Origin of the sequence: Marinobacter sp. LA51 (genome assembly GCF_030297175.1) — a bacterium.
GTDB lineage: Bacteria > Pseudomonadota > Gammaproteobacteria > Pseudomonadales > Oleiphilaceae > Marinobacter > Marinobacter apostichopi.
This window is the reverse complement of sequence record NZ_AP028070.1, coordinates 3,621,883-3,637,797: the sequence shown is the minus strand read 5'-3', so window position 1 is coordinate 3,637,797 and position 15,915 is coordinate 3,621,883. Positions and strand designations below refer to the sequence as shown.

The window sequence follows — 15,915 nt, the reverse complement described above, 5'->3', positions numbered from 1 at the left end:
GGCGGGCTGGCCCGTTCACCCACCCTGGTCAGTCCTGAGGTGGCCGTTCCACTACTTTGCGTTTGCCTTTGGCGCAGCGGGACAGGGCCTTAAGGCCCTCACCTTCGAAGGCGTCCACGCGGATTACGTCGTACAGCGCGGTCAGTGCTTCCTGCAGCTGATCGCACTCATCCGCTTTCACCACGCCCTGGGCGCAGGCCCAGTCCACCAGTTCCTTGCGCTGGTGGCCCATCAGCAGGGCAATGCCATCCACTTCATCCTCGTCGCGATTGCGCACTGCCTCGTGCAGTCGGTGGCGCATATCCTCGGTATCGTGGGCCAGCTTGTAGGCGTTCAGCACCCGGCCCAGTGAATCCTCGGGATCCAAGGTCACGAAGGCGCCGCGGCTGATGCGCTGACGCAGCGGGGTATCCTTGACGATGCTTTCGGCAACCTGGGCCCCCAAACGGTCATCGGGGCCGTTCAGGCCGGTCGCGCCCAGCGGGAACACCAGCAATCGTAGCGGCCAGCGCAACAGCGGCACCGGGAAGTTGATGATGGCGTCACGCATGGCGGTCTGAAGATCGCGCAGGCAGGTCTGTAGGGACCACTCTACCAGTGGCCGCTGATCTTCGGGGTAGCCCTCTTCATGCCACTGTTTGATCACGGCGGTGGCGTAGTACAGGTGCGTCAGGCAATCGGCCATCCGGCCGGACAGCCGTTGCCGGGCCTTGAGTCCGCCGCCAACGCTCAGCAGGGTGACGTCGGTCATCAGGGCGAAGGCCGCCGAGAACCGGGCCAATTGCCGGTAGCCGGATTGGATTTCACCTTGCCGGGGCACGGATTGCAGCCAGCCACGGGACAACCCGAGCACCAGGGCGCGCAGGGCATTGCGGGTGGTATGGGCCAGGTGGCGGTAGAAGATGCCGTCGAACTTCCGCACCGCTTCGTCTTCGTTGTCCATGCCCGCCGCTTCGATTTCCTCGACGATGTAGGGATGGCAGCGAATCGCGCCCTGGCCAAAGATCATCAGGCTACGGGTGAGGATGTTCGCGCCTTCTACCGTGATGCCAATGGGCACGGCCTGATAGGCCCGGGCCAGGAAGTTACGGGGGCCGGTGATCACGCCACGGCCTGCCACCACGTCCATGGCGTGGTTGATCACTTCGCGCATCAGGTCGGTGTTGCGGTATTTCAGCACCGCCGAGGGCACCGAGGGTCGCACGCCGCGATCGAGCATGCCGGCGGTGAGCAGCCGGGCAGCGTCCATCATGTAGGTGTAGCCGGCGATGGGCTCGAGCGCTTCCTGCACGCCTTCGAACTGACTGATGGAACGGCCAAACTGCTCCCGAGTGTAGGCATAGGAGCCGGTCGCCAGGCTGGCGACCTTGCCGGCGCCGGTACCGAGGGCGGGCAGGGAGATGGAGCGGCCAATGGACAGGCACTCGAGCAGCATGGTCCAGCCTTTGCCCAGCATGTCCTGGCCACCGATCACCTGATCCATGGGGATGAACACCTCAGTGCCCCAGGTCGGTCCGTTCATGAACACGGTGTTCATCGGCAGGTGCCGGGCGCCGGCGTTCACGCCTCCGGTTTCCCGAGGGATCAGCACGCAGGTTACGCCGATGTCGTCACCGCCGCCGAGCAGTTTGTCCGGGTCGTAGACCTTGATCGCCAGGCCAATCAGTGTCGCCACCGGCGCCAACGTGATGTAGCGCTTGTTCCAGGTGACCTTCAGGCCCAGTACTTCTTCGCCATTCCATTCGCCCTTGCAGACAATGCCCTTGTCCGGGATAGCGCCGGCGTCGGAGCCGGCAACCGGGGAGGTCAGTGCGAAACAGGGGATATCGTCTCCGTTGGCCAGGCGCGGCAGGTAGTGATGCTTCTGGGCGTCGGTGCCGTAATGCATCAGCAGCTCGCCCGGGCCCAACGAGTTGGGCACCATCACCGTGACTGCCGCAGACACACTGCGGGTGGAGATTTTCATGACAATTTCGGAGTGAGCGGTGTTGGAGAAACCGAGACCGCCGTCTTCCTTGGGAATGACCAGACCGAAAAAGCCTTTCTCCCGAATGAACTTCCAGACCTTGTCCGGCAGGTCGTACTGCTCGTGGGTGATCTTCCAGTCGTCCAGCATGGCGCAGAGTTTCTCAACCGGTCCGTCGAGAAACGCCTGTTCTTCACTGGTGAGGTGAGCGGGGCGGGCATCCAGCAGTTTTTTCCAATCCGGGTCGCCGGAGAACAACTCTCCGTCCCAGTCGACAGAGCCGGATTTGAGTGCCTCGGCCTCGGTATCGGACAGGCTTGGCAGGCGGCTGCGGACCCAGCCCAGCAGTGGGCGGCTGAGTTTATCGAGGCGCAGGTCACCGGGCAGCACCAGAATCAGGGCCAGGGCCAGCAACGCGCCCCCGCAAAGAATGCTGAACAGGTGCCAATGATCCTGAAACAATCCGAGCACGGTCGCGATTGTCATGACCGTTGCGGCAGCGGTTCCGCCGATACCCAGATAAACCAGTACCAGCGCGCTGATGAGCAGGAACAGAACACTCATGGGTAGATCTCCCTATCATTAATAAAATCAAGCGGATCAGTGCTTAACCATCGGTCAAAGTCTGGTTAGTTGCAAGCTGCCCGTGAAAGAGAGAAGTACCTATACATAACCCTGGGCAAATACCAGGCCGAGCACGATGGGTATGACCACCAGGCTGCCCAGGTTACTGAGCAACACCAGGGACGCCACCTTGTGGGGTTCCTGACGGTACTGCTCGGCCACCATGTAGTTCAGCACCGCGGGCGGCAGGGCGGCAAACACCCAGAGTGAGGCGACTTGCATCCCCGGCAGATCCAGTAACTCGATCATCGGCCAGGCCAGGATCAGCCCGCTGGCGGGGCAGGCAATGGCGCCCAGCATTCCCAGTTTCCAGTCACTGAAATCGACGTCCAGCATGCGTACGCCCAGGGCAAACAGCATCAGCGGTATACACACACCACCGAGCATGTTCAGGGTCTCCAGCAGCCATTCCGGCAGTGGCACGCCACCGAGATTGACCGCCAGCCCGGCGATACTGGCGAACACGATGGGCAGTTTCAGGCGCTGGACGATGGAGGTGTGCGGGTCGAGCATATAAAGCCCGACCGAGAAGTGCAGCAGCATTTCGACGATGAACAGCACCACCGCCGCGGGCAGGGCGGCTTCACCGAAGGCAAGCACCAGTAGGGGAATGCCCATGTTGCCGGAGTTGTTGAACATCATCGGCGGCAGGAAGGTCTTCAGGTTCAGCTTCAGCACCTTGGCCACCGGGTAGAGGATAATGCCGGAACCCAGCACCACCACGGCCGCGGCCAGGGCCAGTTGGGCGTACTCCTGCAGTGGCGCCTGCTGGTCGGCAAGGACAGCAAACACCAGCATGGGCACAAACAGCTCCATGTTGAGGATGTTCAGGCCCTGGATGTCCGGTGTCCGGTAGCGGCCGTAGAGCGCGCCGCAGCCGGCAATGACAAACACCGGCAGCATGGTGGAAAGGATTTGAGCAATCATCAATGGCTCCGACAAGAAACGGATGTGCTGTCAGGTAAACGGTTAGGTTCGCAAGTATTGAGCTGTTGAGGCAAGCACTATTGGCGCGTGTTCGACCAATAGCCGACCTCTGTCCATATCTCCGACCGCACTCCCCGTGCACAGTCGACCCCGGTTGCGGTGGTCGGACCCTGGCTCCACAATACCGGCATCCGAAGCCCGTATTTCCGTCAGTCAGGAGTGATTTGTGACCAGCCCATTCGACCAGCCTGTTGCCCGCGACCACACCTGTTCGGTGAAATTCGATGCCCGCAGGGCGGTGTTTGGACGCGAAGAGGTGATCCCGGTGTGGGTAGCGGACATGGATTTCGCCGCGCCGGAAGCCGTCACCCAGGCCCTGGTGGCTCGAGCCCAGCATCCGGTCTACGGCTATACCCTGTTCCCGGACAGCCTTTTTCAGTCCATGATCGACTGGTTCCAGAGCCGTCATGGTTGGGCCATTGAGCGCGACTGGATCCTGATGGCACCCGGGGTGGTGCCCTCACTGCACGCGGCCTGTCTGGCCTACTCGGAGCCCGGCCAAGGGGTGATCATTCAGCCTCCGGTGTATCCGCCGTTTTTCAGCTCAATAAGGCAGTGCGATCGGACGGTTATTGAGAACCCGCTGATTCTGGAATCGGATTCGGATCAGGGTCCAGGCCGCTACCGGATGGATCTGGAGCACCTTGAGCAGTGCGCGGCCAGGGCCGATGCCCGGATACTGATGTTGTGCTCGCCCCATAATCCGGTCGGCCGGATCTGGATTGAGGACGAGCTGCGTGCGGTGCTGGCGATCGCCCGCAAGCACAACCTGGTGGTGCTGTCCGATGAAATTCACTGTGACCTGACCTTCGACGACGGCCCCCGGCATTCCATGCTGGCGAACCTGGCCGAGCCGGACGACGCCCTAGTGACCACCGTCGCCCCGAGCAAGAGCTTCAACATGCCGGGCCTGGGCCTCTCGGCCGTGGTCATTCCCGATGCCGAGCGCCGCAACGCCCTGAGAACTGTGTTCCAGACCATGCACATGCCCCAGTGCAATCCGTTCAGCGTGGCCGGCTTTGAAGCCGGGTATCGTGATGGCGGGCCCTGGCTGGATGAGCTTCAGGTCTATCTGCAGGAAAACCGGGATTACGTGGTTGAGGCGGTGAATCGCCGGCTGAGCGGGATTCAGGTCACGGCCCCGGAAGCCACCTACCTGATGTGGTTGGACTGCCGCGCGCTGGGGTTGACCGACGCCGAGCTGAAGCGGTTCTTCGTGCAGGAAGCGGGCGTGGGCATGAATCCGGGAATTACTTTCGGTGAGCCGGGATCCGGATTCATGCGGTTGAATATTGGCTGTCCCCGGTCGGTTCTGACCGAGGTGCTGGATCGGATCGAAGCCGCCCTGGCGGCCAGGCCCTGAGCTAGTTCTCCAGCTGCAGGGAGCAATGATCCTCAACCGGGCGCCAATGCGCAGGTTGCTCCATTCCGGGCATATCGCCATTGGTGGGGCGAATCGCTTCCCACACCATGCCGCCATGGGTCGCCAGGCTGCCAACAATGTAGCTCTCGGCGAACCGCCACTGTTCCGGACGCTGACACAGGTTGGGGTTGGTGTTCCCGGAACCGGCGCTGCCGGCAGTGCCCTTGGTCTTGGTGCGAGGTTTCTCGGCCGCCCGCTGTTTTTCGGTTTGGGCGCTGTCACATTCCGGCGCGGCCTTCAGTTCCTTCCAGTCAAAGCTGATTCCCGGCTCCTTGCCTTCGTTAATCTGGCGGGCCTGGTACCACTGGCCGTCATGAAACACCGCGGCTCCGGCGGTGTAGTAACGGGTAGGCTGCCAGCCAGAGGTCTCAGGTTCGCAGGGTGCGGCCTGCACAGCGGAGCCCCATCCTAAACCCAAGGCCAGCAACAACATCGGTAGTAACATTCGTTTGCTTAACATGATGATCTCCTTGTTCTAGCCCGGCTTGTGGGGGGCGGCAGTCCGCCCGGCCCGGGTCGCCAGCAGCAATCCCGCAAGAATAAGCAGTCCGCCGGCAACATGGAACAGGCCAAGCGATTCGTTGAGAAAAATACCCGCCAGGATGGACGCAAACACCGGGGTCAGGTACATGAAAATGGCCGCCCTCGGGGGGCCAACCGTGTGTACTCCATGATTCCAGAAGGCGTAGGCCAGGATGCCCGGAAACACGGCAAAGTAGAGCAGGGGCAGTGCAGTCTTGCTGGTCAGCTGGAACCCGCCGGAGAACACCATCAGGTCGGTTAGGTAGAAGGGCAGGATCACCAGCGCCCCCAGCAGGATCTGGGTAGTCAGGAAGGTCAGTGGCGGCAGCGGTACCGCCTGGCGGCGCAGCAGCACCGAAAACAAGCCCCAGGAAAATACCGCGGCGACCATGATCAGGTCCCCGGGCTGGGCCTGCAGTCCGGTCAGCACCGCAAGCTCACCCCGGGCCACTACGGTCAGGATGCCGAATACCGCCAAGGCGATACCGAGGGCTTGCAGTGGCCGGGTGCGGTCGCCTAGCAGCAGCCAGGACATTAGCGCGACAAAGATCGGAATGGTGGCGTTGATCAGGGCGATGTTGGTCGCGGTGGTAGTGGTCGCAGCCAGGTACAGCAGAGAGTTAAAGGCGCCGACACTAAAGGTGGCTAGCGCCAGCATGGAGCCCAGCCGCTGGCGGATGATCTGGCGGTGGCGCCAGATGCCGGGCAGGCCAAACGGCAGCAGGATGGCCAGCGCGATGATCCAGCGCCAGAACGCCATCGACAGCGGCGGAATGCTTTCCACCGTGCCCCGGGCAACCACGGCGTTACCGGCCCAGAACAGGGGCGTGAGAACCAGCCCGGCGTAGGCCAGGCCGGGCGTTTTGAATAGAGATCCGGCGCTTTCTGAAGACACTCACACACTCATACATCGGGTGGATTCGAGAAAAGTGCCTAGGATACTACTCTCCCGGAATCTCTGCCTCTGTACCAATGTGGTAGGCGGCAAAGCCGGCCATGACCACTTGATCTACCGCCATGCCGATGACCCGGCCATTGCTGCTGGACCGGATCGGGTACTGGGCGTTGGTGATCGGATCGGCCACGTAGCCGAGGATTTCACCTTCAGTGACCCGGGCGCCGAGTTCCACATCGCTGAACAGGATGCCGCCGTGCTGGGCACGGATCCAGTCGGAATCGTAGTAAACCGGCTCCGGATCGCTCCAGACAAACATGCGGGAAATCATGCCCTGGCGTTCCATCAGGCTGGTAAGGCTGTTCACGCCGGCTTCAATCTGATGCTCCTGAATCCGGTGCGACTCACCCGCTTCCATTGTCACGGTAGTGATGCCTGCTTCCACGGCGGCGGTTCTTAGCATGCCGGAGGAGCCGGAGCTGTGCACGACGGCCATGCGATCAAAGCCCTGGGTCAGGGTTGCCACGTCGGGGTTGTTCATGTCTGCCCTTAATTGCGGCAGGTTGGTGCGCTTGAGCGAGCCGGTGTGGATATCCACCAACAGGTTGCAGCGCCGGATGATGTTCTCGAACAGGGAGTAGGCGATACGGTCCGCCAGGCTGCCGTCGGGGCTGCCCGGAAAATGCCGATTCAGGTCACGACGGTCCGGCAGGTAGCGACTGCCCTGCTGGAAACCCGGCAGGTTGACGATAGGAATACCGACCACGCGACCGGACAGCTTTTCCGGATCCAGGTCGTACATGGTGCGCCGGATGATCTCGATGCCGTTGAGTTCGTCGCCGTGGATGGCGCCAGTCAGGCACAGGGTCGGCCCGGCATTGGCGCCGTTCACGACCAGCACCGGGGTCGGCTGGGACAGGCCGGCAATCTGGATGCCCGGGGACCAGGCCAGACGAGTCGAGGTGCCCGGCAGGATTTCATTACCCAGCAGGGTAAAACTCTCGGCCGGTTTCGGCACCGGCGTGAGGTCCTCGGTGCCTGCGGTTACCGGTTCTTCGCCTGGGCGGACTTCGCTGTCTTCGGTCGGGGTGCTGTCACTGACCTTGGGCTCGTTGGCCGGTTTTTCCGGCTTGGTGACGGCCGCAGAGTCGGTATTCGGGGACGGTTTTGGCGGTGGCGCTACGTCCTTCAGATCGATGTTGGGTGCGACCTTGTTCGGAGTCTGCGAGGCTGGCTTGGGGGTGCTGGCAACGTCCTTGGCTGGCTGCGTCTTGGCCGAGCCTGACTTGGCGCCGGCCTCTTTGACCCGTGGCTCCGACTGCTCGACATCCTCGACACTTTCGTCCTCGGCCAGGGCTGCGACCATGGTTTCCGGAGTCTTGTCGCCCTCGCTGCCGGCGGTTTCAGCGGCAACAGAAACGGGCAGGGCAAGCGCTAGCGCCCAGGGCAGAAGTCGGGTGGATGTCAGTACGGAGAGCCTGCGAAACAGCATAATTCCTCACGGGTCGTCAAAACGCGCTCAAGCATAGAGCGCTCTTCGCGGCCATGAAACAGCTGTGACAAAGGTTTAATGCCACCTTCATGAAGTGCCGGTGTTTAGGGGTAAATCCAACCTGAGTTGGTGGATTTTTAAACAGATGTGCCAGTTATACCCGGTCGCCACGACGAACGATGTGGAAGTATTGCGAAGTTTGGTTGTGATTTTGTTACAGCGGAACTTGAAGCAGGCAGCCGGAGCAGGGCTCCGACTGCCGATGGCGAGGCCCGATCAGGCCTTGAGAGCGGCCTGGATGTCCTCGGGCCGAATCGGGATGGTGCGCATGCGCACACCCACGGCGGCAAAGATGGCGTTGCCGATAGCGGGCCCGACCACCGTGGTTGCCGGCTCGCCAAGACCCACCGCAGTTTCGGTGCTCTTGATGAACTCGGCCTGGATCTCAGGCACGTCGCGCATCCGCATGGGCGTGTAGGTGTTCAGGTTGGTGTCGCGCACCTCGCCCTGCTCGATCTGCGTGCCCTCGTGCAACGCCATGCTGGCGCCCCAGAGTGCAGCACCCTCAACCTGGGCCAGGGCCCCGTCCGGATGAACAATGGTGCCGGCGTCAGTCACCAGGGTCAGCTTCTGCAGCGTTACCTTGCCGCTGTCCCGGTTAACATGCACCCGGGCGACACAGGCGGTCCAGGTTGGCATGTTGCGCTCCTGACCGTAAGTGGTGGCCACACCAAGCCCGGTGTCGGCGGGCATGTCCTTGCCCCAGTCTGAGATCTCCCGAACCCGCTTCAGCACCGTGGCCTGACGATTGGCGCCACCCACGGAGTTGGGTGCGGAGCCGGCGTTCTTGCCCTCGGCTTTCAGCCGGCTGAGCCGGAACTCGATGGCATCCTCGCCGGTTTTTTGGGCGGCCTCGTCGATGAAGCTTTCCAGTGCCCAGTTCACCCAGCCGGAGCCGACCGACCGCAACCAGCCGGGGCGGAAGGTGTCGCTGGCCAGTTCGTTGGAAATAGCGCGCAGACGATGGGCGCCCAGGGAATACCAGTGCGCGGCCCCGTGAATGGAAAACGGGTCGAACTTTTCGCCATTCTCGCCCTTGGGCATGAAAAATGGCGCCATGGCCTTGGTCGGCCAGCCGGCGGTGGCATGATGTTCCATGCCCAGCACCTGGCCATCACTGTCAAAGGCCATGCGTAGTTTCTGCACTGAAGGCGATCGGATCGAATCGAAACGAGAGTCGTCCTCGCGGGTGAGCATCAGCTTCACCGGCTTGCCCAGCTGCTTGGCGGCGAGGGCCGCGGGCACGCAGTAATCACCGTTGAGTCGGCGACCAAAGCCGCCACCCAGCAGGTAAGTGCGCATGACGATGTTCTCTTCTTTCTCACCCAGAGCCTTGGCCAGGGTGGGTAGAATCAGTGACTGCCACTGATTGCCGGTGTGAATCTCCCAGCGGCCGTCCTTCTGGAAGGCCAGGGCGTTCACCGGCTCGAGCTGGAAGTGCAGCACACTGTGGGTGACGTATTCCTGCTCCAGCACGGAATCGGCCGAGCTGAAGGCGTTATCGACACCGTCTTCGTTGACTACCAGGGCGCCGGTGCTGTCATCGGCGATCAGGCGGCGGCCTTCGTCCAGGATTTTCTGCTCGGTGACGTCGGCGGTCTTACCGGCGGCCCAGTCTACCTTGATCACCTTGGCGGCGGCGTTGGCGGCGTGCACCGAGTCGGCGATCACCACGGCCCAGCCCGGCACCGTGCCGGAAGCGTCATCCAGAACCAGAGTCTGTTGATAACCGGGGATCGACTTGGCTTCGCTGTCGTCCACGGACTTGACGCTGGAGCCGTAACGGGTGGGAGGCACCAGCGCGCGACCGTATGCCATGCCGTCAACGGTGGCGTCCAGGCCATAAAGCGCGCTGCCGTCGGTTTTGTCCGGGATATCCAGGGCCTTGCTTTCCTCGCCAATCAAACGTCGCTCCTGGGGCGGTTTAATCGGCATGGCCTTCAGCTCTTCCTCGCTGAAGCTGCGATCAATGTTGCCATCGCGAACAATGTCGGCATAACTGATGGCACGGTCCCCGGCAATCACCTGACTGCCCCGAGCCTGGCATTGCCCGGCTGAAACGCCCATCAGCTTGGCGCCTTCCTCAATCAAGGCAGTCCGGCCGGCCGCACCGGCGCGGCTGAGCTTGTCGAAGTTTTCCCACACCGACCAGCTGCCGCCGGTGACCATCAGGCCCCATTTCGGATCGCTGTCGACATAGTGCAGTTCAACGTCGTTCCAGTCGGCTTCCAGTTCATCGGCAACAATGCGCGCCAGCGCTGTACCCACGTGCTGGCCCATTTCCGCTTCCACGATGTTGACGACCACCCGGCCATCCGGGCGCACCTGGAACCAGATGGTGGGCTCAAAGGCCCCCTCGGAAATGCTCTTGGCGGCGCTGGCAACGGGAATACCTGAGCTGGCAAAGGCCATGGTCAGGCCGGCCCCGGCAGCGCCGATGAGGAAGCCCCGGCGACTGAGCCTGGGCGTGTCCGATGCCTGTTCGGCGGCGGAATTGGCGAGATATTTGGCGAACTTACGCATTGCTCATCTCCTCCTGGCCGGGCTCGTAGAACTGGGGCGAACCGGCGCTGCTGCTCTCGCTTGACCCGGCGGCCAGGTGAATCGCCTTGCGAATCCGGACATAGGCCATGCAGCGGCACAGGTTGCCGCTCATGATCTGATTGATCTGCTCATTGGTGGGGTTGGGGAAATCCTGCAGCAGGGTGGCTGCCTGCATGATCTGCCCGGACTGGCAGTAACCGCACTGGGGTGCCTGGGCATCCACCCAGGCCTGTTGCAGCGGGTGCTCGCCGTCCTGACCCAGGCCCTCAATGGTGGTGATCTGCTGACCGGACACGCTGCCCACCGGGGTGATGCAGGAGCGGGTCGCGCGTCCATTGAGATGCACGGTACAGGCGCCACACATGCCAATGCCGCAGCCGAATTTGGTGCCGGTCAGGCCGGCGTGATCACGAATGGCCCAGAGCAACGGGGTATCTTCGGGCACGTCGAGGCTCATGGCCTCGCCGTTGAGTTGGAACTCGATAGTCATTGGCTATCTCCTTGAATCATGTGTTGGCCCTCAGAGTTGACGAGCATCTTGTACGTGTTGCTCCAGGTTTTCCCATGGCGACTGGCCTGAGCTCTGTCTCAGGTACCGGGCCAGCGCGATCAGGTCGGCGTCACTTAGGCCGCTGCTAAAGCCGGGCATGGCAAGCCCGCGCAGGCCGGTGGGCTCGTCGATACCGTGCAGGGTGATGCGCAGGAGGTTCACCGGATCGGGTGCCGTTACCGCACTGTTCAGGCTCAACTCCGGGCGAGCCGCCTTGAGTGACGAGGGCGCGTTGTAGTGGCAGGAGGCGCAGGCGGAGGAGAAGATTTCTTCACCCGTGCGGTTCTCCGGTGCCACCGCTTTCTGTGCCTGTCGTACATGACCGGCAGCCACCTCGGCGGCTTCTTCACTGTCGACAGCCCCGGTGAGGTCCTGGAAATACACGGCCAGCGCCCGGATATCGTCATCCGGCGCCTCGGTCAGGCCCTTGTGCACCACGCTCGACATGGAGCCAGCGGCAATGCCGTGCCATTTGGAGCCGCCGGCGCGGAGGTACTGAAACAGCTCGTCTTCGGTCCAGGGCACCGGAGCCGCGTGGGTGGTGTTGAGTGCCGGTGCATACCAGTTATCCACAACCGCACCGTTGTAGGTTTCATCGGCGATTTCCGCGCCGAAAGCATTCCGGGGCGAGTGGCAGGCAGTGCAGTGGCCCAGGCCTTCGGCAATATAAGCACCGCGGTTCCAGGCATCCCCCTTGCTGTCGTCCGGCTGAAAACGCTCGCCATCGAAGAACAGGGTCTTCCAGCCGGCTTGCAGCATGCGCAGATTGAACGGGAAATCGAGTTGGTTGTCAGGGCCCTGGTGCTCCACCGCCTGGCGACTCATTACGTAGGCGTACAGCGCGGATAGGTCTTCGTCCGTGACCTTGGTGAAATGGGTGTACGGAAAGGCCGGATAGAGATGTGAGCCATCCCGGGAAACGCCCTCGCGCATGGCGCGGACAAAAGCTTCCTCGGACCAGTTGCCGATACCCTGTTCCGGGTGCGGGCTGATGTTGGTGGAGTACAGGGTGCCGAAGGGGGTGGGGAAATCCACACCGCCGGCCAGAGGTTTTGACGGATCGCTGGTATGGCAAGAAGCGCAGTTGCCAAGTCCCGCCAGCACCTTGCCCTTGGCGATCTGATCCTGACTGAAGGAGTCAGCGCTGGGCTGGTCAATTTCATTAATGGCGGGCTTCCAGATAATCAGGAAGGCGATGACGACGGCGATGACAATAAGGCCTGACAAGATTTTTTTTATCACGAGCGTGTCCCGTTCATGCGGTGAATTTCCTTCCGTGTAACGCTAGTCGGCTTTGGTGAAACCGGCAAACTGCCGACGTTCAGACAGCACGCCAAAGTTGATCAGCCCGCTGGTGAGCCCGGCCATCAGTCTGCAGTTTTAGCAGGTGGGCCAGGGCCGATCGGGCAGCAACCCCGTGCAGAGCTTCGGGAACATCATCATAGGCCTGGGCGGTCAGTGCCTTCAGAGAGCGGGCCTCGTGGTCGGAGAGCGCCCGGAACACCTTGTGTTCCCGCGCCAGACGATGGGTGATCAGATAGTCAATCACCGCTTCCGGATTCGCCATGAGAAAACCATGAGCCGGAGCGATAATACGAACGGATTCACCAAGCAGATCGTAAAGGGATTCAAGATAAGCTTTCATGTCGCCATCGGGTGGATTAATCACCACTGTTGAACCCTGCATGATGTGGTCGCCGGAGAACAGCATATCCGGGCCTGGCAGCAGAAAGCACAAGTGATTGGAAGCGTGTCCTGGTGTCTTCAGGCATTTCAGAACGCCCGCTTCGGTCACGATGAGATCGCCGTGTTCCGGTTGGTCATCCGGGGCGAAAGTATGATCCTGAGCGGCGCCCTCGGGGGCCGCAAGGCCAAGTACGCGGCAGTCGGTTTTCGCTTTAAGCGCCTTGGTGGCCGGTGAATGGTCCTGGTGGGTGTGGGTGACAATCACCTGATCGATTATCCCGCCGGTGAGTTCCAGAATGCGCTCGATGTGGGTGTCGTTATTCGGGCCCGGGTCCAGAACTGTGAAACGCTCATGGCCGAGTATGTAGGTGTTGGTGCCGGGCCCGGTCATCATGCCGGGATTGGGCGCGGTCAGTCGCACCACTCCGGCAGCGATCTCAACCGGCTGCCCGGGGATGATCTCCGCCCGGGTACTGCCTTCGCCCTCCGGATCAAGCTCTGCCGCCTCATCGTATGCCGGTGCCCCGGGTTCAAGCATCACCGGTCGGCCCTTTTTCTGCGCCGGCCAGGGATCGGTCGGAAAGGCCTCCGGCGGATTGGCGTCGGCATAGCGCATCAACGCCTCGGTGGACTCGAACTCACTCAGCACCCGCAGGGTGCGAATGGTTGGCAGCCCCAGCATCCGCTCGCCACTGCGATGGTCCTCCAGCGCCTGCGCCGGATTAATCCACAGATGATCAATGGTCTCGATGCCATCATGACTGGCTAATTGGCCAGCCGGCGCGGTGGTCACAAAAAACCGGGTATCGAACCGCCGCGGCGGCCCCGGCGGCGTGGTCCAGTGACTCAGATAGGCCAGCCGGTCCAGAGGAATCGTCAGTTCGTGACGATTGCACAGGTCGGCCAGGCTGAACTCGCCCTTGAACACAGCTTCACGGTCGCCGTGCACGGCGTGATCACCGCCAATGGCATGCCCGTCCCTGTCCACCGCCACCAGAATGCCTGCTTCCTCGAAACATTCCCGCACCGCAGCCAGCATATAGTCGGCGCCGCCCTCGTCCAGAGTCATGGTTTGGCTGATACTGGCATCGTCCGGCCCCTGCGCATGTTTACGCGCCTTCGTCTCCTGTTGGTCCACGGCGCCACCGGGAAACACGAAATAACCCGGAAGAAACACCGCGTCCCAGGTGCGCTGGAGCAGCAACACTTCCACACCGTTGTCGGTGTCGCGGGTTAAAACCAGAGTGGCGGCAGGGCGAATATCCATAGTGCTTCCGTGACGTGATGAATGAGCGCACTCGAAGGTCCGGGGCAGGACATTTCAGCCGCCACTTCCCCAATGCTTGAGCGCGGAAGATAAGAACCAAGATAGCCGAATTCGCTGCTGGATGAATAGGCCCCGGCAACCGGGTATCATGCCGGATCTCCAACAAACCCAGCCAGACAGGTACGCCCCGTGGCCCGCATCAAACTCGCTTTCCCGGACGACGTCTTCTGCTTCGAGACCAACATGCCGGTTCGCATCACCGACATCAATGGCGCCAACCACCTGGGCAATGACGCGCTGATCTCTATGCTGTCCGAGGCGCGGGCCCAGTTCCTGGTGAGCTATGGTGTTCAGGAAGCCGACCAGAATGGCGTGGGTATCATCGTCACCGACCTGGCCACCATGTACCAGTCGGAATCCTTCTTCCCGGAGATGCTGCGGTTTGAGGTGGGCCTGATGGACTTCAACAAATACGGCGGGGATTTCGTGTTTCGGGTGACCAAGGCCGAAAGCGGCCAGCCGGTGGCGCTGGCCAAGTACGGATTCGTCTTCTTCAACTACCAGCGCAAAGCGGTAGAGCCGGTGCCGGAGAGCTTCCGCTCACGCTTCAGCTGATGCCGGCGCAGTACGCAGCTTAGTCATGCCCGCCCGGTAGAACGAATAGGCCATGGCGCCGGCAAACAGATTGCCCACCAGTGCGCCACTCATCAGACCGTAGATGCCGTTGACCTGACTGCCCAGCCAGAGCAGCGGCAAGAAACACAGGAACAGGCGAAGGGTAGCGACCAGCAGGGCACGCATGGCCAGCCCCAGCGCGTTGCACACCGACACCATCAACATACACACCCCAAGCCCGCTGTAACTCAGCGGCACCCGCACCAGATAGCCCGACAGAACCTCCTGTACTTTTGCATCGCTGGTGAAGACATCGGACACCAGCCCGGATGCGGCCAGCCAGATTAACCCGATCGCCAGCTGCCAGACCACCACAAACCGAACCCCGATTCTGACCAGCTTGCGGATCTGTTCGATATCGCCGGCGCCCAGCAGGCGGCCAATCATTGGCGGCATCGACATGGTCAGTGCCAGCACCACCACAATCGAGAAAAACTCCAGGCGCGTGCCCAGGCCCCAGGCGGCGACTGCGGCCGAACCAAAGCCAGCTACCAGTGCCGTGGCCAACATGGCGGAGGCCGCCGGCATCAGCTGACTGACCATGGCCGGCGCCATGATGTTGTTGAGTTGTTTCAGGGCCTGGCTGAGGGCAAGCTGGCCCAGATCAAACCGGGCCCAGTGCCGCTTTAGCAGCTTCGGGTAAATCACCAGGCAGCCGATGCCGAACGAGGTCACTGTTGCCCAGGCGGCGCCGGGCAGGCCCCAGCCGAATACGAAGATGTACAACGGATCCAGCGCGATGTTGAGCAGGCTGGTGGCGACCATCATATAACCCGGCAGCTTGGTGTCGCCGTGGGAGCGGCACACACTGTAGCCGAAATAGAGCACCGCACCGGTCCAGGCGGCAATCAGCCAGGGCAGCCAGTAGCTGCGGATCATCGGCAGTAGCGATTCTTCGGCGCCGAGCCAAGTCATGATCTGGCTCTGCAGTAGCCACAGTCCTATACAAAGCACGAACACCAGACTACTGCCGACGGTTATCACCAGACCGCCCAGCCGATACGCACGGAGCTCGTCACCGGCGCCCAGGGTGCGGGATATGATCGCCGTGGTGGCAATGCCCAGGCCCACCTGTAGGCCAATGATCAGTTGTTGCATGGGCAGAGTGAAGCCCAGTGCCGCCAGCGGATCGCGGCCAAGTTGGCCGATGAAGGCACTGTCGGCGAGTTGGAAGGTCATCAGTGAGAGCACGCCAAACAGCATGGGCCAGGTCATAATTAAGAG

The 15,915-nt window shown here is 61.9% G+C and carries 12 protein-coding genes; 2 read left to right on the top strand and 10 right to left on the bottom strand.

Translation table 11 applies throughout. From position 1 onward, the window contains the following. Positions 1-28: 28 nt before the first annotated feature. Together QUE89_RS16740 and QUE89_RS16735 are read right to left on the bottom strand one after the other, a co-directional pair. A complete protein-coding gene (locus QUE89_RS16740; protein ID WP_286221158.1) occupies positions 29-2,530 on the bottom strand; it encodes an acyl-CoA dehydrogenase in 2,502 nt (833 codons plus the stop codon). Between the two features lie 99 nt (positions 2,531-2,629). Further along, on the bottom strand, positions 2,630-3,517 hold the full coding sequence (locus QUE89_RS16735) for an AEC family transporter (protein ID WP_286221157.1): 888 nt from the start codon (positions 3,515-3,517) through the stop codon (positions 2,630-2,632). 226 nt (positions 3,518-3,743) lie between these two features. On the opposite strand from QUE89_RS16735, the gene QUE89_RS16730 reads away from it, so the two are divergent. Beyond that, positions 3,744-4,940, top strand: a complete 1,197-nt coding sequence (locus tag QUE89_RS16730; protein ID WP_286221156.1) for a MalY/PatB family protein — start codon at positions 3,744-3,746, stop codon at positions 4,938-4,940. A gap of 1 nt (position 4,941) precedes the next feature. Here QUE89_RS16730 and QUE89_RS16725 read toward each other — a convergent pair whose 3' ends face one another. The 7 genes from QUE89_RS16725 to QUE89_RS16695 all read right to left on the bottom strand — a co-directional run bounded on the left by QUE89_RS16725 (position 4,942) and on the right by QUE89_RS16695 (position 14,016). After that, positions 4,942-5,460, bottom strand: a complete 519-nt coding sequence (locus QUE89_RS16725; RefSeq protein WP_286221155.1) for a carbohydrate-binding protein — start codon at positions 5,458-5,460, stop codon at positions 4,942-4,944. Positions 5,461-5,475: 15 nt separating this feature from the next. Then, positions 5,476-6,417 (bottom strand): DMT family transporter, encoded by a 942-nt coding sequence (locus tag QUE89_RS16720; protein WP_286221154.1) that lies wholly within the window; start codon positions 6,415-6,417, stop codon positions 5,476-5,478. Between the two features lie 46 nt (positions 6,418-6,463). Further along, positions 6,464-7,909: a succinylglutamate desuccinylase/aspartoacylase family protein gene (locus QUE89_RS16715; RefSeq protein ID WP_286221153.1), complete on the bottom strand. Its 1,446-nt coding sequence runs from the start codon at positions 7,907-7,909 to the stop codon at positions 6,464-6,466. 276 nt (positions 7,910-8,185) lie between these two features. Further along, the gene (locus QUE89_RS16710) at positions 8,186-10,492 is read right to left on the bottom strand and encodes a xanthine dehydrogenase family protein molybdopterin-binding subunit (RefSeq protein ID WP_286221152.1); all 2,307 of its coding nucleotides are present in this window, start codon (positions 10,490-10,492) and stop codon (positions 8,186-8,188) included. Then, positions 10,485-11,003, bottom strand: a complete 519-nt coding sequence (locus QUE89_RS16705) for a (2Fe-2S)-binding protein (RefSeq protein WP_286221151.1) — start codon at positions 11,001-11,003, stop codon at positions 10,485-10,487. Before QUE89_RS16705 ends, QUE89_RS16710 begins: the two co-directional genes overlap by 8 nt. Before the next feature lie 30 nt (positions 11,004-11,033). Further along, positions 11,034-12,305 (bottom strand): cytochrome c, encoded by a 1,272-nt coding sequence (locus QUE89_RS16700; RefSeq protein ID WP_286221150.1) that lies wholly within the window; start codon positions 12,303-12,305, stop codon positions 11,034-11,036. Positions 12,306-12,384: 79 nt separating this feature from the next. Next, a complete protein-coding gene (locus QUE89_RS16695; RefSeq protein ID WP_286221149.1) occupies positions 12,385-14,016 on the bottom strand; it encodes an MBL fold metallo-hydrolase in 1,632 nt (543 codons plus the stop codon). A 189-nt stretch (positions 14,017-14,205) separates the two neighbouring features. Between QUE89_RS16695 and QUE89_RS16690 the strand changes: the two genes are divergently transcribed. Beyond that, positions 14,206-14,631, top strand: a complete 426-nt coding sequence (locus tag QUE89_RS16690; protein WP_286221148.1) for a thioesterase family protein — start codon at positions 14,206-14,208, stop codon at positions 14,629-14,631. On the opposite strand, the gene QUE89_RS16685 is transcribed toward QUE89_RS16690, so the two are convergent. After that, positions 14,617-15,906 (bottom strand): MATE family efflux transporter, encoded by a 1,290-nt coding sequence (locus QUE89_RS16685; RefSeq protein ID WP_286221147.1) that lies wholly within the window; start codon positions 15,904-15,906, stop codon positions 14,617-14,619. The genes QUE89_RS16690 and QUE89_RS16685 overlap by 15 nt on opposite strands. Positions 15,907-15,915 lie beyond the last annotated feature (9 nt).

What these genes read in the sequence shown, in the direction of transcription:
- QUE89_RS16740 (WP_286221158.1), bottom strand. Translation starts at nt 2,530, where the DNA reads ATGAGTGTTCTGTTCCTGCTCATCAGCGCGCTGGTACTGGTTTATCTG.
- QUE89_RS16735 (WP_286221157.1), bottom strand. Translation starts at nt 3,517, where the DNA reads ATGATTGCTCAAATCCTTTCCACCATGCTGCCGGTGTTTGTCATTGCC.
- QUE89_RS16725 (WP_286221155.1), bottom strand. Translation starts at nt 5,460, where the DNA reads ATGTTAAGCAAACGAATGTTACTACCGATGTTGTTGCTGGCCTTGGGT.
- QUE89_RS16715 (WP_286221153.1), bottom strand. Translation starts at nt 7,909, where the DNA reads ATGCTGTTTCGCAGGCTCTCCGTACTGACATCCACCCGACTTCTGCCC.
- QUE89_RS16710 (WP_286221152.1), bottom strand. Translation starts at nt 10,492, where the DNA reads ATGCGTAAGTTCGCCAAATATCTCGCCAATTCCGCCGCCGAACAGGCA.
- QUE89_RS16705 (WP_286221151.1), bottom strand. Translation starts at nt 11,003, where the DNA reads ATGACTATCGAGTTCCAACTCAACGGCGAGGCCATGAGCCTCGACGTG.
- QUE89_RS16695 (WP_286221149.1), bottom strand. Translation starts at nt 14,016, where the DNA reads ATGGATATTCGCCCTGCCGCCACTCTGGTTTTAACCCGCGACACCGAC.
- QUE89_RS16685 (WP_286221147.1), bottom strand. Translation starts at nt 15,906, where the DNA reads ATGACCTGGCCCATGCTGTTTGGCGTGCTCTCACTGATGACCTTCCAA.